This window comes from Streptomyces sp. NPDC001020 (assembly GCF_053599115.1).
Window position 1 is genome coordinate 55149 of record NZ_JBSFLQ010000023.1, and the last position, 14948, is coordinate 70096.

The 14948-nt window shown below is 69.5% G+C and carries 15 protein-coding genes and 2 pseudogenes; 10 read left to right on the forward strand and 7 right to left on the reverse strand.

Annotation, left to right across the window (positions count from 1 at the left end; genetic code table 11):
- Positions 1-220: 220 nt before the first annotated feature.
- From ACWDEX_RS22340 to ACWDEX_RS22350, 3 genes and pseudogenes are all read right to left on the reverse strand, one after another.
- A complete protein-coding gene (locus tag ACWDEX_RS22340) occupies positions 221-526 on the reverse strand; it encodes a fic family toxin-antitoxin system, toxin component (protein ID WP_450465506.1) in 306 nt (101 codons plus the stop codon).
- A 65-nt stretch (positions 527-591) separates the two neighbouring features.
- The gene (locus ACWDEX_RS22345) at positions 592-822 is read right to left on the reverse strand and encodes a hypothetical protein (protein WP_450465507.1); all 231 of its coding nucleotides are present in this window, start codon (positions 820-822) and stop codon (positions 592-594) included.
- Between the two features lie 101 nt (positions 823-923).
- Positions 924-1133: pseudogene (locus tag ACWDEX_RS22350) on the reverse strand (hypothetical protein); the annotation flags it as partial.
- A gap of 511 nt (positions 1134-1644) precedes the next feature.
- On the opposite strand from ACWDEX_RS22350, the gene ACWDEX_RS22355 reads away from it, so the two are divergent.
- From ACWDEX_RS22355 to ACWDEX_RS22375, 5 genes and pseudogenes are all read left to right on the forward strand, one after another.
- Positions 1645-2115, forward strand: coding sequence for an SsgA family sporulation/cell division regulator (locus ACWDEX_RS22355; RefSeq protein ID WP_450465508.1), 471 nt, complete (start codon positions 1645-1647; stop codon positions 2113-2115).
- Positions 2116-2944: 829 nt separating this feature from the next.
- A pseudogene (locus tag ACWDEX_RS22360) lies at positions 2945-3208 on the forward strand (transposase); the annotation flags it as partial.
- A 66-nt stretch (positions 3209-3274) separates the two neighbouring features.
- Positions 3275-3409: a hypothetical protein gene (locus ACWDEX_RS22365; protein WP_450465510.1), complete on the forward strand. Its 135-nt coding sequence runs from the start codon at positions 3275-3277 to the stop codon at positions 3407-3409.
- A gap of 19 nt (positions 3410-3428) precedes the next feature.
- Entirely contained in the window at positions 3429-3650 is a 222-nt protein-coding gene (locus ACWDEX_RS22370) for a hypothetical protein (RefSeq protein ID WP_450465511.1), read from the forward strand.
- Between the two features lie 125 nt (positions 3651-3775).
- On the forward strand, positions 3776-4324 hold the full coding sequence (locus tag ACWDEX_RS22375) for a CGNR zinc finger domain-containing protein (RefSeq protein ID WP_450465512.1): 549 nt from the start codon (positions 3776-3778) through the stop codon (positions 4322-4324).
- Positions 4325-4412: 88 nt separating this feature from the next.
- Here ACWDEX_RS22375 and ACWDEX_RS22380 read toward each other — a convergent pair whose 3' ends face one another.
- On the reverse strand, positions 4413-5258 hold the full coding sequence (locus ACWDEX_RS22380; RefSeq protein ID WP_450465513.1) for a prephenate dehydratase: 846 nt from the start codon (positions 5256-5258) through the stop codon (positions 4413-4415).
- A gap of 3 nt (positions 5259-5261) precedes the next feature.
- A complete protein-coding gene (locus tag ACWDEX_RS22385; protein ID WP_450465514.1) occupies positions 5262-6215 on the reverse strand; it encodes a hypothetical protein in 954 nt (317 codons plus the stop codon).
- Between the two features lie 331 nt (positions 6216-6546).
- Here ACWDEX_RS22385 and ACWDEX_RS22390 point away from each other — a divergent pair, with 331 nt between their 5' ends.
- Together ACWDEX_RS22390 and ACWDEX_RS22395 are read left to right on the forward strand one after the other, a co-directional pair.
- A complete protein-coding gene (locus ACWDEX_RS22390; RefSeq protein WP_450465516.1) occupies positions 6547-6741 on the forward strand; it encodes a hypothetical protein in 195 nt (64 codons plus the stop codon).
- Between the two features lie 60 nt (positions 6742-6801).
- Positions 6802-6981, forward strand: coding sequence for a hypothetical protein (locus ACWDEX_RS22395; protein WP_450465517.1), 180 nt, complete (start codon positions 6802-6804; stop codon positions 6979-6981).
- 71 nt (positions 6982-7052) lie between these two features.
- Here the strand turns inward: ACWDEX_RS22395 and ACWDEX_RS22400 are convergent, their stop codons facing one another.
- On the reverse strand, positions 7053-7622 hold the full coding sequence (locus tag ACWDEX_RS22400) for a TetR/AcrR family transcriptional regulator (RefSeq protein WP_450465519.1): 570 nt from the start codon (positions 7620-7622) through the stop codon (positions 7053-7055).
- 268 nt (positions 7623-7890) lie between these two features.
- Between ACWDEX_RS22400 and ACWDEX_RS22405 the strand changes: the two genes are divergently transcribed.
- Entirely contained in the window at positions 7891-8322 is a 432-nt protein-coding gene (locus ACWDEX_RS22405; RefSeq protein ID WP_450465520.1) for a DUF3806 domain-containing protein, read from the forward strand.
- Between the two features lie 180 nt (positions 8323-8502).
- Complete coding sequence (locus ACWDEX_RS22410) at positions 8503-11220, forward strand: AAA family ATPase (protein ID WP_450465521.1); 2718 nt, start codon at positions 8503-8505, stop codon at positions 11218-11220.
- Positions 11221-11361: 141 nt separating this feature from the next.
- Here the strand turns inward: ACWDEX_RS22410 and ACWDEX_RS22415 are convergent, their stop codons facing one another.
- Entirely contained in the window at positions 11362-14142 is a 2781-nt protein-coding gene (locus tag ACWDEX_RS22415) for an AAA family ATPase (RefSeq protein ID WP_450465523.1), read from the reverse strand.
- Positions 14143-14721: 579 nt separating this feature from the next.
- Between ACWDEX_RS22415 and rpmF the strand changes: the two genes are divergently transcribed.
- Positions 14722-14895, forward strand: coding sequence for a 50S ribosomal protein L32 (gene rpmF / locus ACWDEX_RS22420; protein WP_450465524.1), 174 nt, complete (start codon positions 14722-14724; stop codon positions 14893-14895).
- Positions 14896-14948: the final 53 nt, after the last annotated feature.

Here is a 14948-nt window from a genome sequence, read left to right on the forward strand (position 1 = left end):
TGGTACGGGACGAGTTGGACACGTTGTTGCTCGGATTGATCTGGGCCGGGTTGGACGGTGAGGCGCGTCGGCGGGGAGCACTCCTCGTACTCCTTGAGCCGCGCGGGTCTCAGTGCCTGTTGTACGTCACCGCTCATATCGCGAGGGGGCGAAGCCAGCTCGCTGGATTCGGGTCGTCACCGCCGACCCGCGCGAGGTTTGAGTGCTCTCGCCCACGGAGTCAGCCTGCGAGCCAGTCCCGTCGGATCTCGTATGCGAGGTCGCGGACGCCGAGCCCGGCCCGGACCCGGGCGGTCAGGGCGACGGCGTCCTTAGGCTCGACGGTGACCGTCATACCTGACGCAGTCAGGTACGCCGCGGCGACGGCCGCGCTGAAGAGTTCGTTCCGGGCCTCCAGCGCCGGCACTCGTACGAGGAGGTGCATGAGGGCGGCCGCCCGATGGTGCGGCTCGAGGTATACGGGGGTTCCCATGACCTCGTCGGCGTGACGCGCGACGGCGGCCGCCAGACTTCCCCAGTCAGTCACGTCGGGATCCGTCCGGAGGTACCGCTGTGCGGCGTCAAGCAGCCAGGGGCGGTCAATCGTGAGGATCACGCGGCGGCACCGGTACCGCTGGCGCCAGCCGTTCCGAACTCCTCGTCGAAGGCCGGGCCCCAGGCGTCGACGAAATCGCCCACGGCCGCTACGAAGCGGCGCCGGACGGCGTCGTGGGCGAGGACCTTCCCGGCGAGCTCGGGCACGGTGAGCCCGGCGCGTTCGGCCTCTGCCTCGAGCGCAGCGTAGGCCGCGTCGTCTACCGGAACCTCGATGCGCATCGCCATGGCGGCAGCGTAGCAGCGGCCCCGTGGCGCCACAGCAGGTTCGGAAGCGGGACGGCCGGACTGGTCAGCCAACGTCAGGCAGCTCCTCGGGACGGCTCGCCTCATCCTTCTGCCGTGCGAGGCGCTTGTTGTCGTCGCGGACCTCGGTCAGCCACTGCCAAGGCCGGATCTCGTCCAGGCGGTTCGTCGAGGCCGCCTTTCCAGGCGATGTCGTTGCCGTCGATGTGCCAGCGATGTCCACCAGGTCCGAGGTGCGCGGGCATTGGGGGCGTGGGCTCGAGGAGAACATGCTGCCCGGTGTAGGTGCGGCGGCGCTCCCTGGTGAGTCCGCAGTTCGGGCAGCGGGGCGGGTCTGTGGGCGGCTGAAGCGGCCATGTCGGGCTACGGGCCGGGAAGCACGTACTTCTGCTGAAAGCCGACCGGCGGCTCCCGGGTGGCGTCGAGCAGGGGCGCCGACGGGCGCCGGCGGCCCGACAGTGAAGGAAACCGCGACTTCTCGTGAACCCGCCGCCCTCCGTTCGCGTTCACCAAGTGTGTGACTCCCGCTGCTCGGTATGAGACCGCGAGATGTGGATGTGGACTGCTTCCCTCCTCCCTCCGGCCGGGAAGAGGCGTCAGGCGAGCGGGACGGGGGCTCGGCAGTTGTGTGCCGAGCTCCGCCGGGCGTCGCGGATCAGACGCGCCAGGAACCGTCAGCAGTGCGGTGGGCGGCGGGTGGCCCTCACCTGATCGGTTCCCACGGTCAGGTGACTGATGCCGCGGGGCGCCTCCGTGGAGGAGAGTCGGGGCAACGGCCTCGCACCACGGAAGGGAATCCCCGTCATGAACGGCGAACAGTCCGGCCTTCGGGTACGACAGACGGCGCCTGAGGAACCGCCCGCGCTCTCCTTGGCCATCCGTCGGGTGCTGAACGGAGTCCCGAGGCAGCCCGTACGTGCGGATTTCCGGTTCGACCCGGGCACCCCCATGATCGTGTCCGTCACCTTCGCCCCCTGGCGCGGGCCGAGTGTTACCTGGCGCATCGGCCGAGAGCTGCTCTACCGGGGTCTCTACGAGGAGAGCGGCGAAGGCGACGTGCAGGTGTGGCCCATGCAGTGCGACGAGGGGGAAGCGGCCTGGCTGCTACTTGAGTCGAAGGGCGCGAGTGCGGTCTTCGAACTGCCTGTTGCACCGGTGGCGGAATGGCTCGAGGCCACCTATCACATCGTGACGGCCGAGGCGGAGGCGGAAGCCCTGGACTGGGACGCCTTCATCACGGAACTGCTCGACGACCGCGACCTGCCATTCGACTGACCGGGTTACGCCGGAAGAAAGTGCAGTCACATGACTGATGTGCGTGGCGGACCTTGATGGGAGCGTGTGGGCCAAGGAGTACGGCGCCGATCCGCGTCACGCCGCCCGGCCTCAGACGGCGCTCGTAGTGGATCGCCTGGCCGACCGATCCTGTGCAGGGACCGAAGGGACCGGAAATCCGGATCTGCTTCTCTGAGTGTGTGTGGAAACCCCCGGCGGCCGCCCTGGGTCACCTGGCCGACGCTACGCAGGGACCGAAGGGACTCAAAATCCAGATCAGTGCGTGGAAGGCTTAGGGCCTGTCTGACAAATGATCTCGGCGGGGTCGGCGAAGCCAGAGGATGAGTGAGGCAAGGTGTAGGCCAGCTTGGTAACGGCGGCCAGCGCCGCTCGGTCAGCCACCGCTGCGGCGGCCAAGGTGTCCCACGCGGATATCCTGCTGCGGGATTTGCCAGGTGACAGGGACGAGCGGACGCAGTTTCAGCCGGGGTAACGAAATGCGCATGCTTAGGACGGTAGCCCCAGTCCTCGCCCTGGTGGCGGTGGCGGCGGGGTGTTCCTCGTCCGAAGGCAAGGACGAGCAGCGGCTGACGGGGCTGCGGAAGAACTACTGCGTGCAGCTGGGGATGTGGCAGAAGGCGCGGGACCACGCAAGCACGGTCACGCCGGAGTCACCAGCGTACGAGGAGGCCGGGCTCGTCGCTCAGGACGCCTTACTCGCGATGCGACCGCTCCGGGATGAGACCGTCAGCGGAGGCCGCACCTTGGGGGAGGAGACGGTGTTGGCGATAAACAACGGTGACGGACGGTCCGCGACGACGCGGTGCACTTGCTGCGGCGCCGGGGCATCGCAGCCACGATCCCCGAACGCCGCGACCATAGGGCCAACCGTCAGCGACGCGGCACTCGTGGCGGCCGTCCACCCGCCTTCGACAAGGAGATCTGCCGCGACCGGAACGTGGTCGAACGATGCTTCGCCCGCCTCAAGCAGTTCCGTGCGATCGCGACCAGGTTCGACAAGCTCGCCGACCGCTACCGGGCAGGAATCGTCCTGGTGTCCGTGGTCCTCTGGCTTCTCGAACCGACCGGGTGATCATTTGTCAGACACGCTCTCTAGTCGCACGTCGTCGGGCAGTTGCCGCCGCGGCAGCGGGCCGTCGTGGTCGTGCGGGATTTCGATGGCCTCGGCGTGGAGGAGGCGGCCCGTTTCTGGGCTGCCGACCGGGCACCGTCAAGAGCCAGGCGGCCAGAGCGCTGGCCGCGCTGCGCGTGCGGTTGGCGGCCGTACTACTGACAGTTCGACCGTTTCCCGCATGGACCGGTCCCGGCCGTTGAGGGTCACGTTGCCTGACGGTCGGCAAGCGCTGTCCGCCGAGGACGAACGGGGCACCGCCGTGGGCTTCGCCGCCACTCAGCCTTTGCAGAGGTGCGACGTAGGCGTCACGGTGTGCCTGAACGGGCCGCCGGAGCGGACGGTCGCCCCCGTCAGGGACATCCTCAGGGAGACCTTCGCCGAGGGACAATCGCAGGAGTAACCGGTTCGACTGGTGATGGGAATGACTGCTCCACGGCTCTTCGTAACCTGTCAAGCAGGTGATTCCTTGATTGTCGACCCCGGTCGGCTATTGCGTCTTCGTGAGTCACTAGTCAGTATGGTTACGTGAATCATGCTTTTCCCTGTGGGACGCTCCCTCTCGACTTCGTCGGTACGCTGCGCGCGCGACGCAACGCCGAGCCGATGGAGAAGCTCGCCTCCCCTGAGCTGCTCGACGACTGGTTCGTGGAGTCCGGAATGCTCGATCTGGCGCCCGGCGCCAACGAGGCCGACCTCACCATCGCCGTGGAGCTGCGCGAAGCGATCTACGACCTGGTCGCGGCCCGCCTGGACGACCGGCCGCTGCCCGTCGAGGCGGTCGCCGAGGTGAACCTGCAGGCGTCTGGCCTCCCCGTGACGCTGCGGCTCGGCCCCGACGGCACGACTCGCACCGGCTCGGTCTCGCAGGGGCTCGCGGCTCTCGCCCGTGAGACGGTCGAGATTCTCGGTGGCGACGAGGGGGCGCTGCTGCGCGAGTGTGCCCGTCCCGAGTGCACCCAGGTCTATCTCGACCGCTCGCGTGGCCACCGGCGGGAGTGGTGCGCCATGAAGACCTGCGGCAACAGGGTCAAGGCCGCCGCCTACCGGGCACGCCAGCACAGCGCGAAGAGCTGACCGCCCGAAAACCGGCGGCGGGACCGGCGCCGAAACGCGACGACGACCGCCCTTTCCCTGGCAGCCGTCGAACACGGGGTCGCGGTGATCACCTCATGCGTTCCCGCAGGCGGTGCGGGTGGGCCGGGTACACGCCGAGGATTCGCACCTCTGTGGAGAAGAAGCGCAGTTCTTGCAGGGCGAGCGCGACGTGAGGCTGGTCGGGGTGAGCCTCGATCTCGACGTAGAAGCAGCTCGGGTTGAGACCGGCGCCCATCTGGTAGCTCTCGATCTTGGTGAGGTTGACCGCGTTGCTGGCGAAACCGCCGAGCGCCTTGTAGAGGGCGCTGGGGATGTTGCGTACCGCGAAGAACAGACTCGTCATCGTCGGCTCGTCCGTGACGGGCGTGAAGGCGGCCTCGCGGGAGAGAACGACGAACCGCGTGGTGTTGTCCGGGTCGTCCTCGGCGCCCGCCCGCAGCACCTCCAGACCGTAGTGCCGGGCCGCGGCGGGTGGGGCGAGCGCCGCGTGCCGGACGTCGCCCAGCTCCGCCACCTCGCGGGCGGCCCCCGCAGTGTCGTCGCTGACGAGGGTGCGCCAGCCGCCCTCACGCAGGACCTTCCGGCACTGCCCGAGCGCGTGCACATGGCTGCGGACGCACTTGACGTCGTCGAGTGTCGCGCCGGGGACGCCCATGAGGTCGAAGTGGATGGCGAGGAAGTACTCCCCGATCACGAACAGGCCCGACTGCGGGAGTAGATGGTGCACGTCTGCGACTCGTCCGGCGGCGGAGTTGTCCACTGGGATCACCGCCAGGTCGGCGGCGCCGAGCGTCACCGCGTCCAACGCCTGTTCGAAGTTGGTGCACGGCAACTCCGCGCTGCCGGGAAACAGATGCTGGGTGGCGGCCGCCGAGTTGGAGCCGGGTTCGCCCTGGTATGCGACGGTCTTCACGTGTCACCTTCCCGTTGGGGAGCCGACGTCTTGGATCAGCAGGAGGTCCACCGTAAAACGCAGGTGCTGGAGGACCGCGGCACTGTCCACAACGAGAGACTCCAGAGGATGGTGTCCGCCTTTCGTGGGGAAGGGGATCGCCCTCTCGTACGCCGCTGTCACCACGTGGTGCACCAGCCGGGCCGTACGCCGGACGCGGTCCGCCAGTGGCTCACGGGCGGTGAGGGGGATGAGCTGCCCGGGGCGGGCGTACAGCTCCGTCGTGAATCCAAGCCGCTCCTGGCGCAGCAGCGCCGACAGCTCGGCAGCCGTCGTGGCGGGGGAGAGGAACGGCGCGGCCACGCTCGGGCCCAGTACGGCCAGCTCGTCCGCCAGCCGGCTCGCGGCGCCCACCGCCATGCCGGCGACCGCGGTCCACAGGAAACCGATGTCCCGCGCCGACAGCGCCGCGCCGGACGAGTGGGTGGCGAAGCCGGGCGGTACGTGGACGCCGTCCAGTCGGCACGCGGTGTCCGAGTCGGCTGGGAAGCGAACAGTGTGCAGGCCGCCGTTCGGCCGCGACAGTACCTTCGACGCGATCACGAAGACGTCGGGCAGGTCCGGACGGATCGCGGCGGCGTCCTCGCGGTCCGCTCCCCGGGGACCGGCGAGCGGCAGTGCCAGCCACCGCCCTACCTCGGTGTCCCCTGGCAGGCGCCACCGTCCGGAGAGCGAGAACCCGCCGGGGACGGCCCGGGCGGTCGGCGGGCCGTCGGGACCGGACTCCGCGACCGCGTGGGGCAGGGAGGCGGCCCAGTTCCAGTTTGTGGTGAAGGACGCCCACGCCGCCCCGGGATCGGCGTGGCCCTCGTTCTCGTACACCTCGAACACCCGGGCCGGGTCGCTGTCGGGCCCGGGTGCCGTCCCTGAGTAGTCCTCGCGCGCGATCGCCGTCGTCCGCGTATGCGGCTCTGTCATCACTTTCGTGCCCCTTGTCGGCCGTTCCGTGCCCGAACACCCCCGGCGTCGACGGTGCCCGAGCTCACTTTCTCCACGTGGGCGGAGCGGTACAAAGTTCACGTGAACACCGTCACGGTCGGTTCAAGCGGCGGTGACGGTGGTGTGTCGCGAGGAAAGATACGTGTGCGAGGCTCGGGCGCTGTCCGACGATGAAGTCTTTCGGTGTGTGTCCCATGTGCCCCAGATAGTGCGTCACCATCTTGACAGGTTACGCATGAAGGGGCAGGCTGGTTGCCGTCCAGGTAGCAGCCCAGGACGCGATCCACGACCGACGAAGTGGAGACTGGTCATGAACAAGGAACTGACGACGGACATCGCCGCTGTGGCACGGCACGCGCGATACGGCAAGCTTCCCGAGCGCATCCGCTTCGAGGACATGACCACAGAGGCGGAAGCCGAGCCGGGCGGCGGGACGAAGGCCGTCTACAACCCCGAGGGCGCGTGGAACTACTACTCGTGCCTTGCCCTGGACCTGGGGCTGTAGACCCCTGGAGGCAGGACCGGGGCACACGGACACCCACACCGTCGATCAGGGAGAGAGATCATGAGCACCGAGGAGTACCGCGATGGCCTCGGCCGACGCGCCAGGGAGGAGGAAGCCCTCCAGGCGCTTCTCCGTCGAGTGAACTGCAATGACCGGCGAGAGCCGGACAGGGAGGCCGAGGAAATCCTGATGAGAACGCGCAGGCTGGCCGCTGTCACGTATCTCAGCGCCGGCCTCTGACGCTCGCGCTCCACACAGTCGCGGCACGGGGATCGATCACGGCACGGGTGGCGACGACCGACGAGACGCCCTCATTCCATGCCTCCGTCGCACAACCCGTCCATCACGATGTCCAGGAGGTTGGCGTCGGGTCCCCGCTGGCACGTCTCCCTGTCGGCGATCCAGGCATACGACATGAGAAGAAGGACTTCGTGCGCGGCGACCCCGGCACGCAGTCGGTTCGCCTCCCTGCACGCGGTGAGCAACTCGTCGAGCACGGCACTGATCCGGGGGTACGCGGATCCACCTGTGCCCGCCTGGGTGGCGGCCTGGACGGCCCGGGACGCCGCGGTGCCGAGCCCGCCGTAGGCTGCCAGCCGCTCCAGCCACAGACGCAGCGCCACGACGGGTTCATACCGCTCGAGCAGAGGACGAGCCGCGTCGACCAGGTCGTCGATCTCCGTCCGGTACACGGCCAGCAGCAGGTGCTCCTGGGTGGGGAAATGGCGGTACATCGTCCCCTGGCCGACGCCGGCACCCCGGGCGATCGACTTCAGGCTCGCCTCGGACGTCTTCGCGAAGGCCTCGCGCGCGAACTCGATGATGCGCACGCGGTTCAACTGCGCGTCGCACCGCATCGCGCGACGGACGGTCTGCGTCATCGTCGGCCTCCGATCGGGGCGCGGGGGAGAGTGTCCGAAACAAACATGTGTGAGCTGTCACCAGTCTAAGCGGCGATACATCGGCACAAGCTCCCGGGCGCCAACACACCCAAGGTTCACACATGTGATACGCAGACACCTACTGTCTCGGGTGAAATCGACACCGGGAAAGCCCACTGGTGACCGAATGCCTGTACCCAGGGGCATGCATGGCGGACGTCATCCGGCTAGCCTCGACGGCATTGACGGCAACGGTCCGAGGACGAACATGCAGCTTCACCTGAACCACCCTCTGGAGCCTGACAGTGCGCCGCGACACGCGGCTGCCATCGTCGAGGCCGCAGCCGACATCAGCGATGCCGAGCTGGACTACAGCCCCGCCAGCATCGGTCTGGTGGAGGACATACTCGACGGCTTCCGGACTGACGGCGCCACCGGAGAGGAGATGGCCGACTCTGTCGTCGCCTTCGGCTGTTACATCGGCGAGATACTGACCCGTCACACGGGCGGGGCCTGGCGCTACGCGCCGGACGCGCACCATACCGTCCCCCTCGTCGTCGAATTGCCCGGTGCCCGGGAGTGCCACCCGATCGACTGGGTCTTCCGCCGTGTCGAGCACGGAGCCGACGTCAGTATCCGTGACCTCTACGCCGCGGCCGACCCGGGAAACAGCCCTGCCGCGGAAAGCTTCGACTGTTAAAGTCTCATCTACTTTTCAGCGTCGGACGGAGTGCAACCGCTGTCGTGCGCCGGCGCGCGGGTGAGATGCGTCCGGGCCGGGGCAACCCCCGTGCCGCTCGGATCACGTCTTCGCGAATGTATCCCGTCAGGTTGGAGACACACCCGCTGCCCGGTTGGAGGAGCGTCGGGGGAGCACGAGGTGAGCGCACACATGCGGGAGGGCGACATGTCCCTGGTCGGTCGCGAGCACGAGCAGGAACTGGTGGCCGCACTGCTGGCCGACCAGTCCGGCGGCGGCCGAGTGCTTCACCTGAGCGGGGGCGTGGGCACGGGGAAGACGGCCGTCATACGGTTCGCCGAGGCGGAGGCGGCGCGGCAGACAGTGCCCGTGCTGTCGACCGCCGGGGCTCCCGCCGAGCGAGGACTGCGGTATGCCGCGCTGCACAGCCTGCTCCAACCCCGTCTGGCACGGCTCACCGATGTACCGGCCCCGGAACGCTCGCTACTGGAGGACGCGTTCGGAGGCGGCGCCGCCGAGTCGGCACCACAACAACTGGCAGCGGCCGCGCTGCGCCTGCTGGCGGTGACACCGGGTCCGGTCCTCGTATGCGTGGACGACCTCGACCGGCTCGATGCCGCGAGCCGGGACACCGTACGCGAGATGGCCCGGCACTGCGGTGAGACGCGGGTGCGCATGGTCGTCACCGAGCGGGCGGCGCCCGATGCCCGGCTCGCGCCTGACGCGCTCACCGTCACGCTGGAGCCGCTCTCCGATCCCCAGGCCCGCGAACTCGTCGAACGTTCCGGGCGGGCCACGGCGTACGCCGAAAAGGAACTCGTCCTCGCCCTGGCACGAGGAAACCCGCTCGCGCTCACGGAGTTGTCGCTGAGCGGCAGCGGTCTCATGGACGCGGCGGGTCTCGGCATGCTGCCGGCCACGCCGCGTCTGGCCGAGGCGTACGCCGAGGACCTGGAGGGCTTGTCGGCACACGCGCGCGCCGTGCTGCTCACCGCGGCGTTGAGCACCTCGTCGGTCGCACAGGACGTTCTCGGAGCGAGTACGCGCTTCCTCGGCGGTGACGGGGCGGCGCGGGCCGGCCTGGACGAGGTCGTGATGCGGGGACTGGTCATCGAGAGCGACCACCGCCTGCGATTTCCCCAGCCGCTGCTTCGTGTCGCCGTCCTCCACCTGGAGTCGGCGGCGCGGCGCATGACGGCCCACTCGGCTCTGGGGCAGAACGTCACGAGCCGTCCCCACGCGGCCTGGCACGCGGCCCAGTGCGCGGCCGGTGCCGAGGAGGAACTCGCCGAGCGTCTGGACGCACTGGCGGACGGGCCCTGTCCGGGCGCGGCGGTCCTCACTTCCCTGGCCGCACTCGAGTGCGCGGCCCGCCTCTCCTCGGACCCGGAGCGCCGTGCAGACCGGTTGATGCGCGCTGCCGAACTGGCGTCCTGCCACAGTCTGGAGGAGCAGGCTGGTCGGTTCGCCCGTGAAGTCGATGTCCCCGGACTCGGAGCCTACGGTCGTGCTGTGCAACTGTGGCTGCATGATCTGACGCCGAGCACCGCCACCGTCGACCGGGAACGGATACCCGAACTCTGCTCGACCGCCCGCGCCGTCGCCACCCGGCATCCCGACCTCGCGCACAGACTGCTGCACGCCGCGGCGGCCAGATGCTGGTGGCAACAGGCCGGGGCCGCGGAACGGCGCATGGTCGTCCAGGCGGTCGAGGACCTGCGGACCTCACCATGGAACGCACGTGATCTCGTCATCATGGCGCTGATCGAGCCGCTGTCGGTGAGCCGTGTTCCCCTGCCCGGCGCGTCCGGGCGAACCGACGGCATCGATCCGCTCCTGCTCGGCCAGGCAGCACACCTCACAGGTGACCTCGGTCGAGCATCGCTGCTGCTCCAGGAGGCGGAGTCGGCCGTCCGCGCCGACGGACGGCACCTGCAACTGGCGTGCATACTCGTGGCGAGGGCACTGGGTGAGGTCTGGCTGGGCACCCAGTGGGGTACCGCGGAGGCACTGGCCGAGGAGGGCCGGGTGATCGCCACCAGGACGGGGCAGACCAACTGGGCGGCGAGGGCCACCGGAGTCCAGGGCGTCATCGAGGCGCTGCGAGGCCATCACGACAGAGCACTCAAGTGTGCCGCAGAGGTCGAGGAAGCGTCGCTGCACCTCAGCCAGAGCAAACAGCTGAGCCTGGCCGCGCTCACTCGCGCGCTGACGGCATCCGGCACCGGACGACACGCCGAGGCCTACGCTCACCTGCGATCGATGTTCGTCGAGCTGACGACGCCCTACTCCTTCGAGCAGTTCTGGGGACTCGCCTTCCTCGCGGAGACCGCGCTGCCTGCGGGGAGGCTGGCCGACGCCAAGGCCGTCGTCGAGCAGGTCGAGAGCCTGACACGCACCGGGCGGGCACCGCTGCTGCGGCGGGTCCTGGCCTATGCCAAGGCGGTTCTCGCCCCCGACGAGGAAGCGGAGACCCGCTACAGCGAGGCGCTCGGGGACGGGGCCGAGGGGTGGCCGCTGCTGTACGGAATGACCCATTTCGGCTACGGCGTCTGGCTCAGGCGCCGACGTCGCATCGTCGAGTCTCGGGGACCACTCGCCACGGCCGAGAGTGTCTTCAGGGCTCTTGGCGCCAGTACCCGCGCGGATCTGGCGGCCTCGGAGCTGAGGGCGACCGGCAGGGCGGAAGCCGAGCCCACCGGGGACGACGTCTCTCGGGTGCTGTCGCCGCAGCAACTCACCATCGCCCGCCTCGCGGCCCGTGGTCTGTCCAACCGGGCCATCGGGGAACAACTCCGCCTGTCGCCCCGTACGGTGGCTTCGCACCTCTACCAGATCTTTCCGAAGCTGGACGTCACCTCACGCACGCAACTGGCCGAGAGGCTGGACACGTACTGAGGTCGCCGGGGCGGCTGAGTAGGTGAGAAAGATCCTCGTGAAACCGCGCTGTCGAGCACGGGTCAACCGGACGACGTGGCCGAGGACCACACGTCATGGCGGGCAACCTACCGCGCGCCCCCGGGCAGGAGCCGGCACTCGTCAGGTGACAGGAGCATCCCTCAACACCTCGGCCAACTGCGCTCGTGCCGTCACACCAAGCCGGGGAAAGATCCGGTAGAGGTAGGCACCGATGGTGCGGGGCGAGAGGTTGAGCTCGTTGCCGATCTGACGGTTCGAAAGCCCACGGCCGGCGAGTTGGGCGATCCGCAGCTCCTGTGCGCTGAGGAGGTCGCGAAGTCGAGCCGGTCCGGGTGTGCCCGGAGCACTCTGCTCCGCCCTCGCACCCGAAGCCCGCAGCTCCGCGGTGATCCGCGCGACCCGTGCGTCGGCACCCATCGTGGTGAAGGTGGCCGCTGCCTGGCGCAGGGTGACACGGGCGTCGGTGAACTCGTGCCGGCGGCGGAGCAGGCGTCCGTGGACCAGGCGCAGGGACGCCTCCAGGAAGGGCCGGTGGGACAGGTCCGTGGCGAAGGCCCGTTCGTACAGGGACTCCGCGTCCTGGTGGTCCGCCAGGACCGCGCGCGCCACCGCGAGCCCGACCGAGACGAGAGGAGCGCTCTCCGCGCCCAGCCTGTGTTCGAGCCGGAGCAGTGTCGTGCGTGCCTCTTCGGCCGCGTTCACGGCGTCGGCGGCTTCCGCGAAGGGGACCAGGGCGAACAGGGCGGCAGCGCAGCGGTCGGGATCGGAGAGGAGAGACGAGAGTCCCTTGAAGCCGGCGGCGAAGTCACCGCTCTCCACCTGAGCCCAGGCCGTGCCGACCGCGAGAATCTCGTCGATCGAGGGCACCGAACGCCGTGCGGCTGCCAGATCATGGGCGCCGACCACCGGCACCGTACCGGTCCGCAGACTCCCTACGAGTCCCCCCAGGAGTCGTGCGGCGGCCGCGTGGTGACCCCGGTTGTGCTCTTCGGCAAGCTCACCGCACCGCCGGAAGGAAAGCTCGGCCTGAGCCCAGTCACCCGTGACCAGGTGCGCCAGTCCCTGCCGGAGCACAACCCGTGGCAGATGGCCCGGCTGGTCGCGGAAGCGGTAGCGGTACTCCGTCTGCCGGTGCAGGTCCAGCGCCCGCAGCGGGTCACCGGCCAGCAAGGCCGCTTCACCCAGACGTTCGAGGTCACGTGCGGACACGTGTGAGAGCCGGGGCAGGGTGGACAGACGCGCGAGGACGGTCGCGGCCCGGCGGACCGGTCCCACCATGGCCATGGCGTACAGCAGCCGCGGGTCGTTCGCCCTTTCCGGCATCCCGTCGAGAAAGGCCAGCAGAGCATCCGCGCGCGCTGCGTCGCCCGCGATCGCGGGTGCCGTCAGCCGGGCCAGCTCCAGCGCGTTCTCCTGCTCGACGGCGCCGACCGGCGCAGGCCAGGCGGCAGGATTCGCCGGCGGTTGCCGCCCCCCGTCGTCTCCCAGACGGGTAAGCGCCTCGGCGCAGAGCGCGCCGAACGGGCCCAGCGGGTGGCGAAGGGCACGGTGCGCCATCGTCCACGCCATGCGCCCCCAACCGAGGTCGTGGGCGAGCTGGGCGGCCAGAAGTGCGCAGCGTCCCTGCTCCTCGGGCACGCGGTACAGGTCGGCTGCGCGCCGCAGCAGACGCACGGCCATCGCCGGATCACTCTGATCCAGCGCATGGCGGTGCACGGCTTCGAGGCGACCGGCCAGTTCCGGGTCGGCCCCTTCCACGGCCTGGGACAGGTGCCACAGGCTGCGCACCGAACCCTGCACCAGCACAGCCGCCAGGGCCGCGTGTGCGGCGCGGAGGCGCTGTGGGCCGATGCCGTGGATCACGGCTCCCGCTGTGGCGGGATGGCCGAAGCGCAGACGCGTACCGTCGAACGTCACGAGGCCTTCGCGTTCCGCCGGTTCCAGCACCGCGAAGCCCAACTCGACGCCCGAGATCCCCGACGCGGCCGACAGAAGCAGGGGGAGGTCGCCCGCCGGATGGAGTGCCGCCACCAGCAGCAGGTCACGCGTCCCCGAGGGGAGCCGTGAAACACCCGGTGCCAGAGCGGAGGCCAGCCGGTCGGACGAGGCGGGCGCGTAGGGAAGGCAGTCCTCGGACCGGACGGGGAGTTCGCGGAGCGCGAGTGGGTTGCCGGCCGCGGTCGCCAGCAGCTCGCGCACGGCCTGCGGGTCGTCGCCCGGACGTCTCGTCGCCAGCAGTGCGGCGGACTGGGCGGGTGTCAGCGGTGCGAGCGCCAGTTCCGGAACGCCGGCCAAGGACGTCAGGCGCGTGCGGTGCGGACGCGAGGCCATCAACAGGCCCAGCCCTGGAGCCCTGGTCCTGCGCGCGACGAAGGACAGCACTTCCGCGCTGGCTTCGTCCAGCGCGTCCCAGTCGTCGACGGCGATCAGCAGGGGCCGCCTGGCGCTGGCCGATTCCAGGACGCCGAGAACGGCGAAGGACAGCTGCGCCCGGTCCCCGTCGACCAGCAGCTGCGCCAGCACCTGACACTGCCGGGCCTCCAGTGACCGGCGCATATGTCCAAGGACCGGCCAGATGATCTGAAGCAGACCGGCAAGCTCGGGTGGATTGGCGCCCCGGACGCCCGCGCAGCGCAGCACGTGCAGGCCGGCGGCAGTTGCCAGCTCGACGCCGGCTTCGAGGAGTTCCGACTTCCCCGAACCCGCTTCTCCGCGTACGACTCGTGCCGCTCCCTGCGCCAGGGCCTCGTGCAGGAACTCCTGAAGCTTCCGCAGCTCCGGGGCACGTCCGATGAGTCCGGGATTCCCCGGCGCCTTCTGGGGGAAGGAGGCGACAAGTGCCGGCGTGCGGCGGTCCTCTTCTCCGACAGGGAGAGAAGGGACCTCGATCTGAGCGTACATGGGTGACCCCCGTTCCGGGGCATCGAACGGTCCCACCCGATTCAAGGGAGCGCTCTCCTGCCTGGTCTTCATCTCACCGGACAGGTGTCCGCGGAACAAGGCAGTTCACATGCAGTTTGCCCCCGGTGGCTCAGGCAGCAGACGCTGGACGACGCCGACGTGGAACGGCTTCCGCTGCTCACGCGGCACGTCACGCCACGTCCGGCGCTCCCATGCGCGTTGCCCCGCGCTGCGCCCGCTTGCTAACCTTCCGGCGTGATTGAAGTCGACAGAGCCTAGCCACGGCGAACCGCCGACCGGTGCCGTCCCGAGTCCCCCTTCCCAGGTGACCGGTTGAGCGGAGGTCGGCCTCCATCGCGTGCTCACATGTGCCCTCGGCACGGTGAGCCGGCCCGGCACATCGTGCCGTGGACGCCGTGGAACCGTGAAGAGTTCCGTCGCAGTGCATCGAGGCGTTCGCCGTCCCGCAGTCAGTTGCAATTCCCGCGCTCCCGTATGTCCGCCGGGCATACGTCGTCGTCGACCTCGGCATGCCCACATGTGCCGGCGGGGGAGCACACACAGAACTGGAACACGCTCATGATGCACAAGAAGTCCCGCGCGCGTACCCGCCGTCGGCGGGCCCACTGGAAGGCCACCCGGCCCGCCCTGGCGGCCTGCGCGAACATCGCATGCGGCCTGCCCACCCCCGGACACGCGGCCTGTGTGCACTGCGGTATGTACCGCGGCCGTCAGGTGCTTCCCCCCTCCTGACCCCACAGACGCCGACCGTGCAGGGCTGCCCGCGCCATGCACGCCGACTTCAT

What these genes read in the sequence shown, in the direction of transcription:
- ACWDEX_RS22345 (WP_450465507.1), bottom strand. Translation starts at nt 822, where the DNA reads ATGGCGATGCGCATCGAGGTTCCGGTAGACGACGCGGCCTACGCTGCG.
- ACWDEX_RS22355 (WP_450465508.1), top strand. Translation starts at nt 1,645, where the DNA reads ATGAACGGCGAACAGTCCGGCCTTCGGGTACGACAGACGGCGCCTGAG.
- ACWDEX_RS22370 (WP_450465511.1), top strand. Translation starts at nt 3,429, where the DNA reads ATGGACCGGTCCCGGCCGTTGAGGGTCACGTTGCCTGACGGTCGGCAA.
- ACWDEX_RS22385 (WP_450465514.1), bottom strand. Translation starts at nt 6,215, where the DNA reads ATGACAGAGCCGCATACGCGGACGACGGCGATCGCGCGCGAGGACTAC.
- ACWDEX_RS22390 (WP_450465516.1), top strand. Translation starts at nt 6,547, where the DNA reads ATGAACAAGGAACTGACGACGGACATCGCCGCTGTGGCACGGCACGCG.
- ACWDEX_RS22395 (WP_450465517.1), top strand. Translation starts at nt 6,802, where the DNA reads ATGAGCACCGAGGAGTACCGCGATGGCCTCGGCCGACGCGCCAGGGAG.
- ACWDEX_RS22400 (WP_450465519.1), bottom strand. Translation starts at nt 7,622, where the DNA reads ATGACGCAGACCGTCCGTCGCGCGATGCGGTGCGACGCGCAGTTGAAC.
- ACWDEX_RS22405 (WP_450465520.1), top strand. Translation starts at nt 7,891, where the DNA reads ATGCAGCTTCACCTGAACCACCCTCTGGAGCCTGACAGTGCGCCGCGA.
- ACWDEX_RS22415 (WP_450465523.1), bottom strand. Translation starts at nt 14,142, where the DNA reads ATGTACGCTCAGATCGAGGTCCCTTCTCTCCCTGTCGGAGAAGAGGAC.
- rpmF (WP_450465524.1), top strand. Translation starts at nt 14,722, where the DNA reads ATGATGCACAAGAAGTCCCGCGCGCGTACCCGCCGTCGGCGGGCCCAC.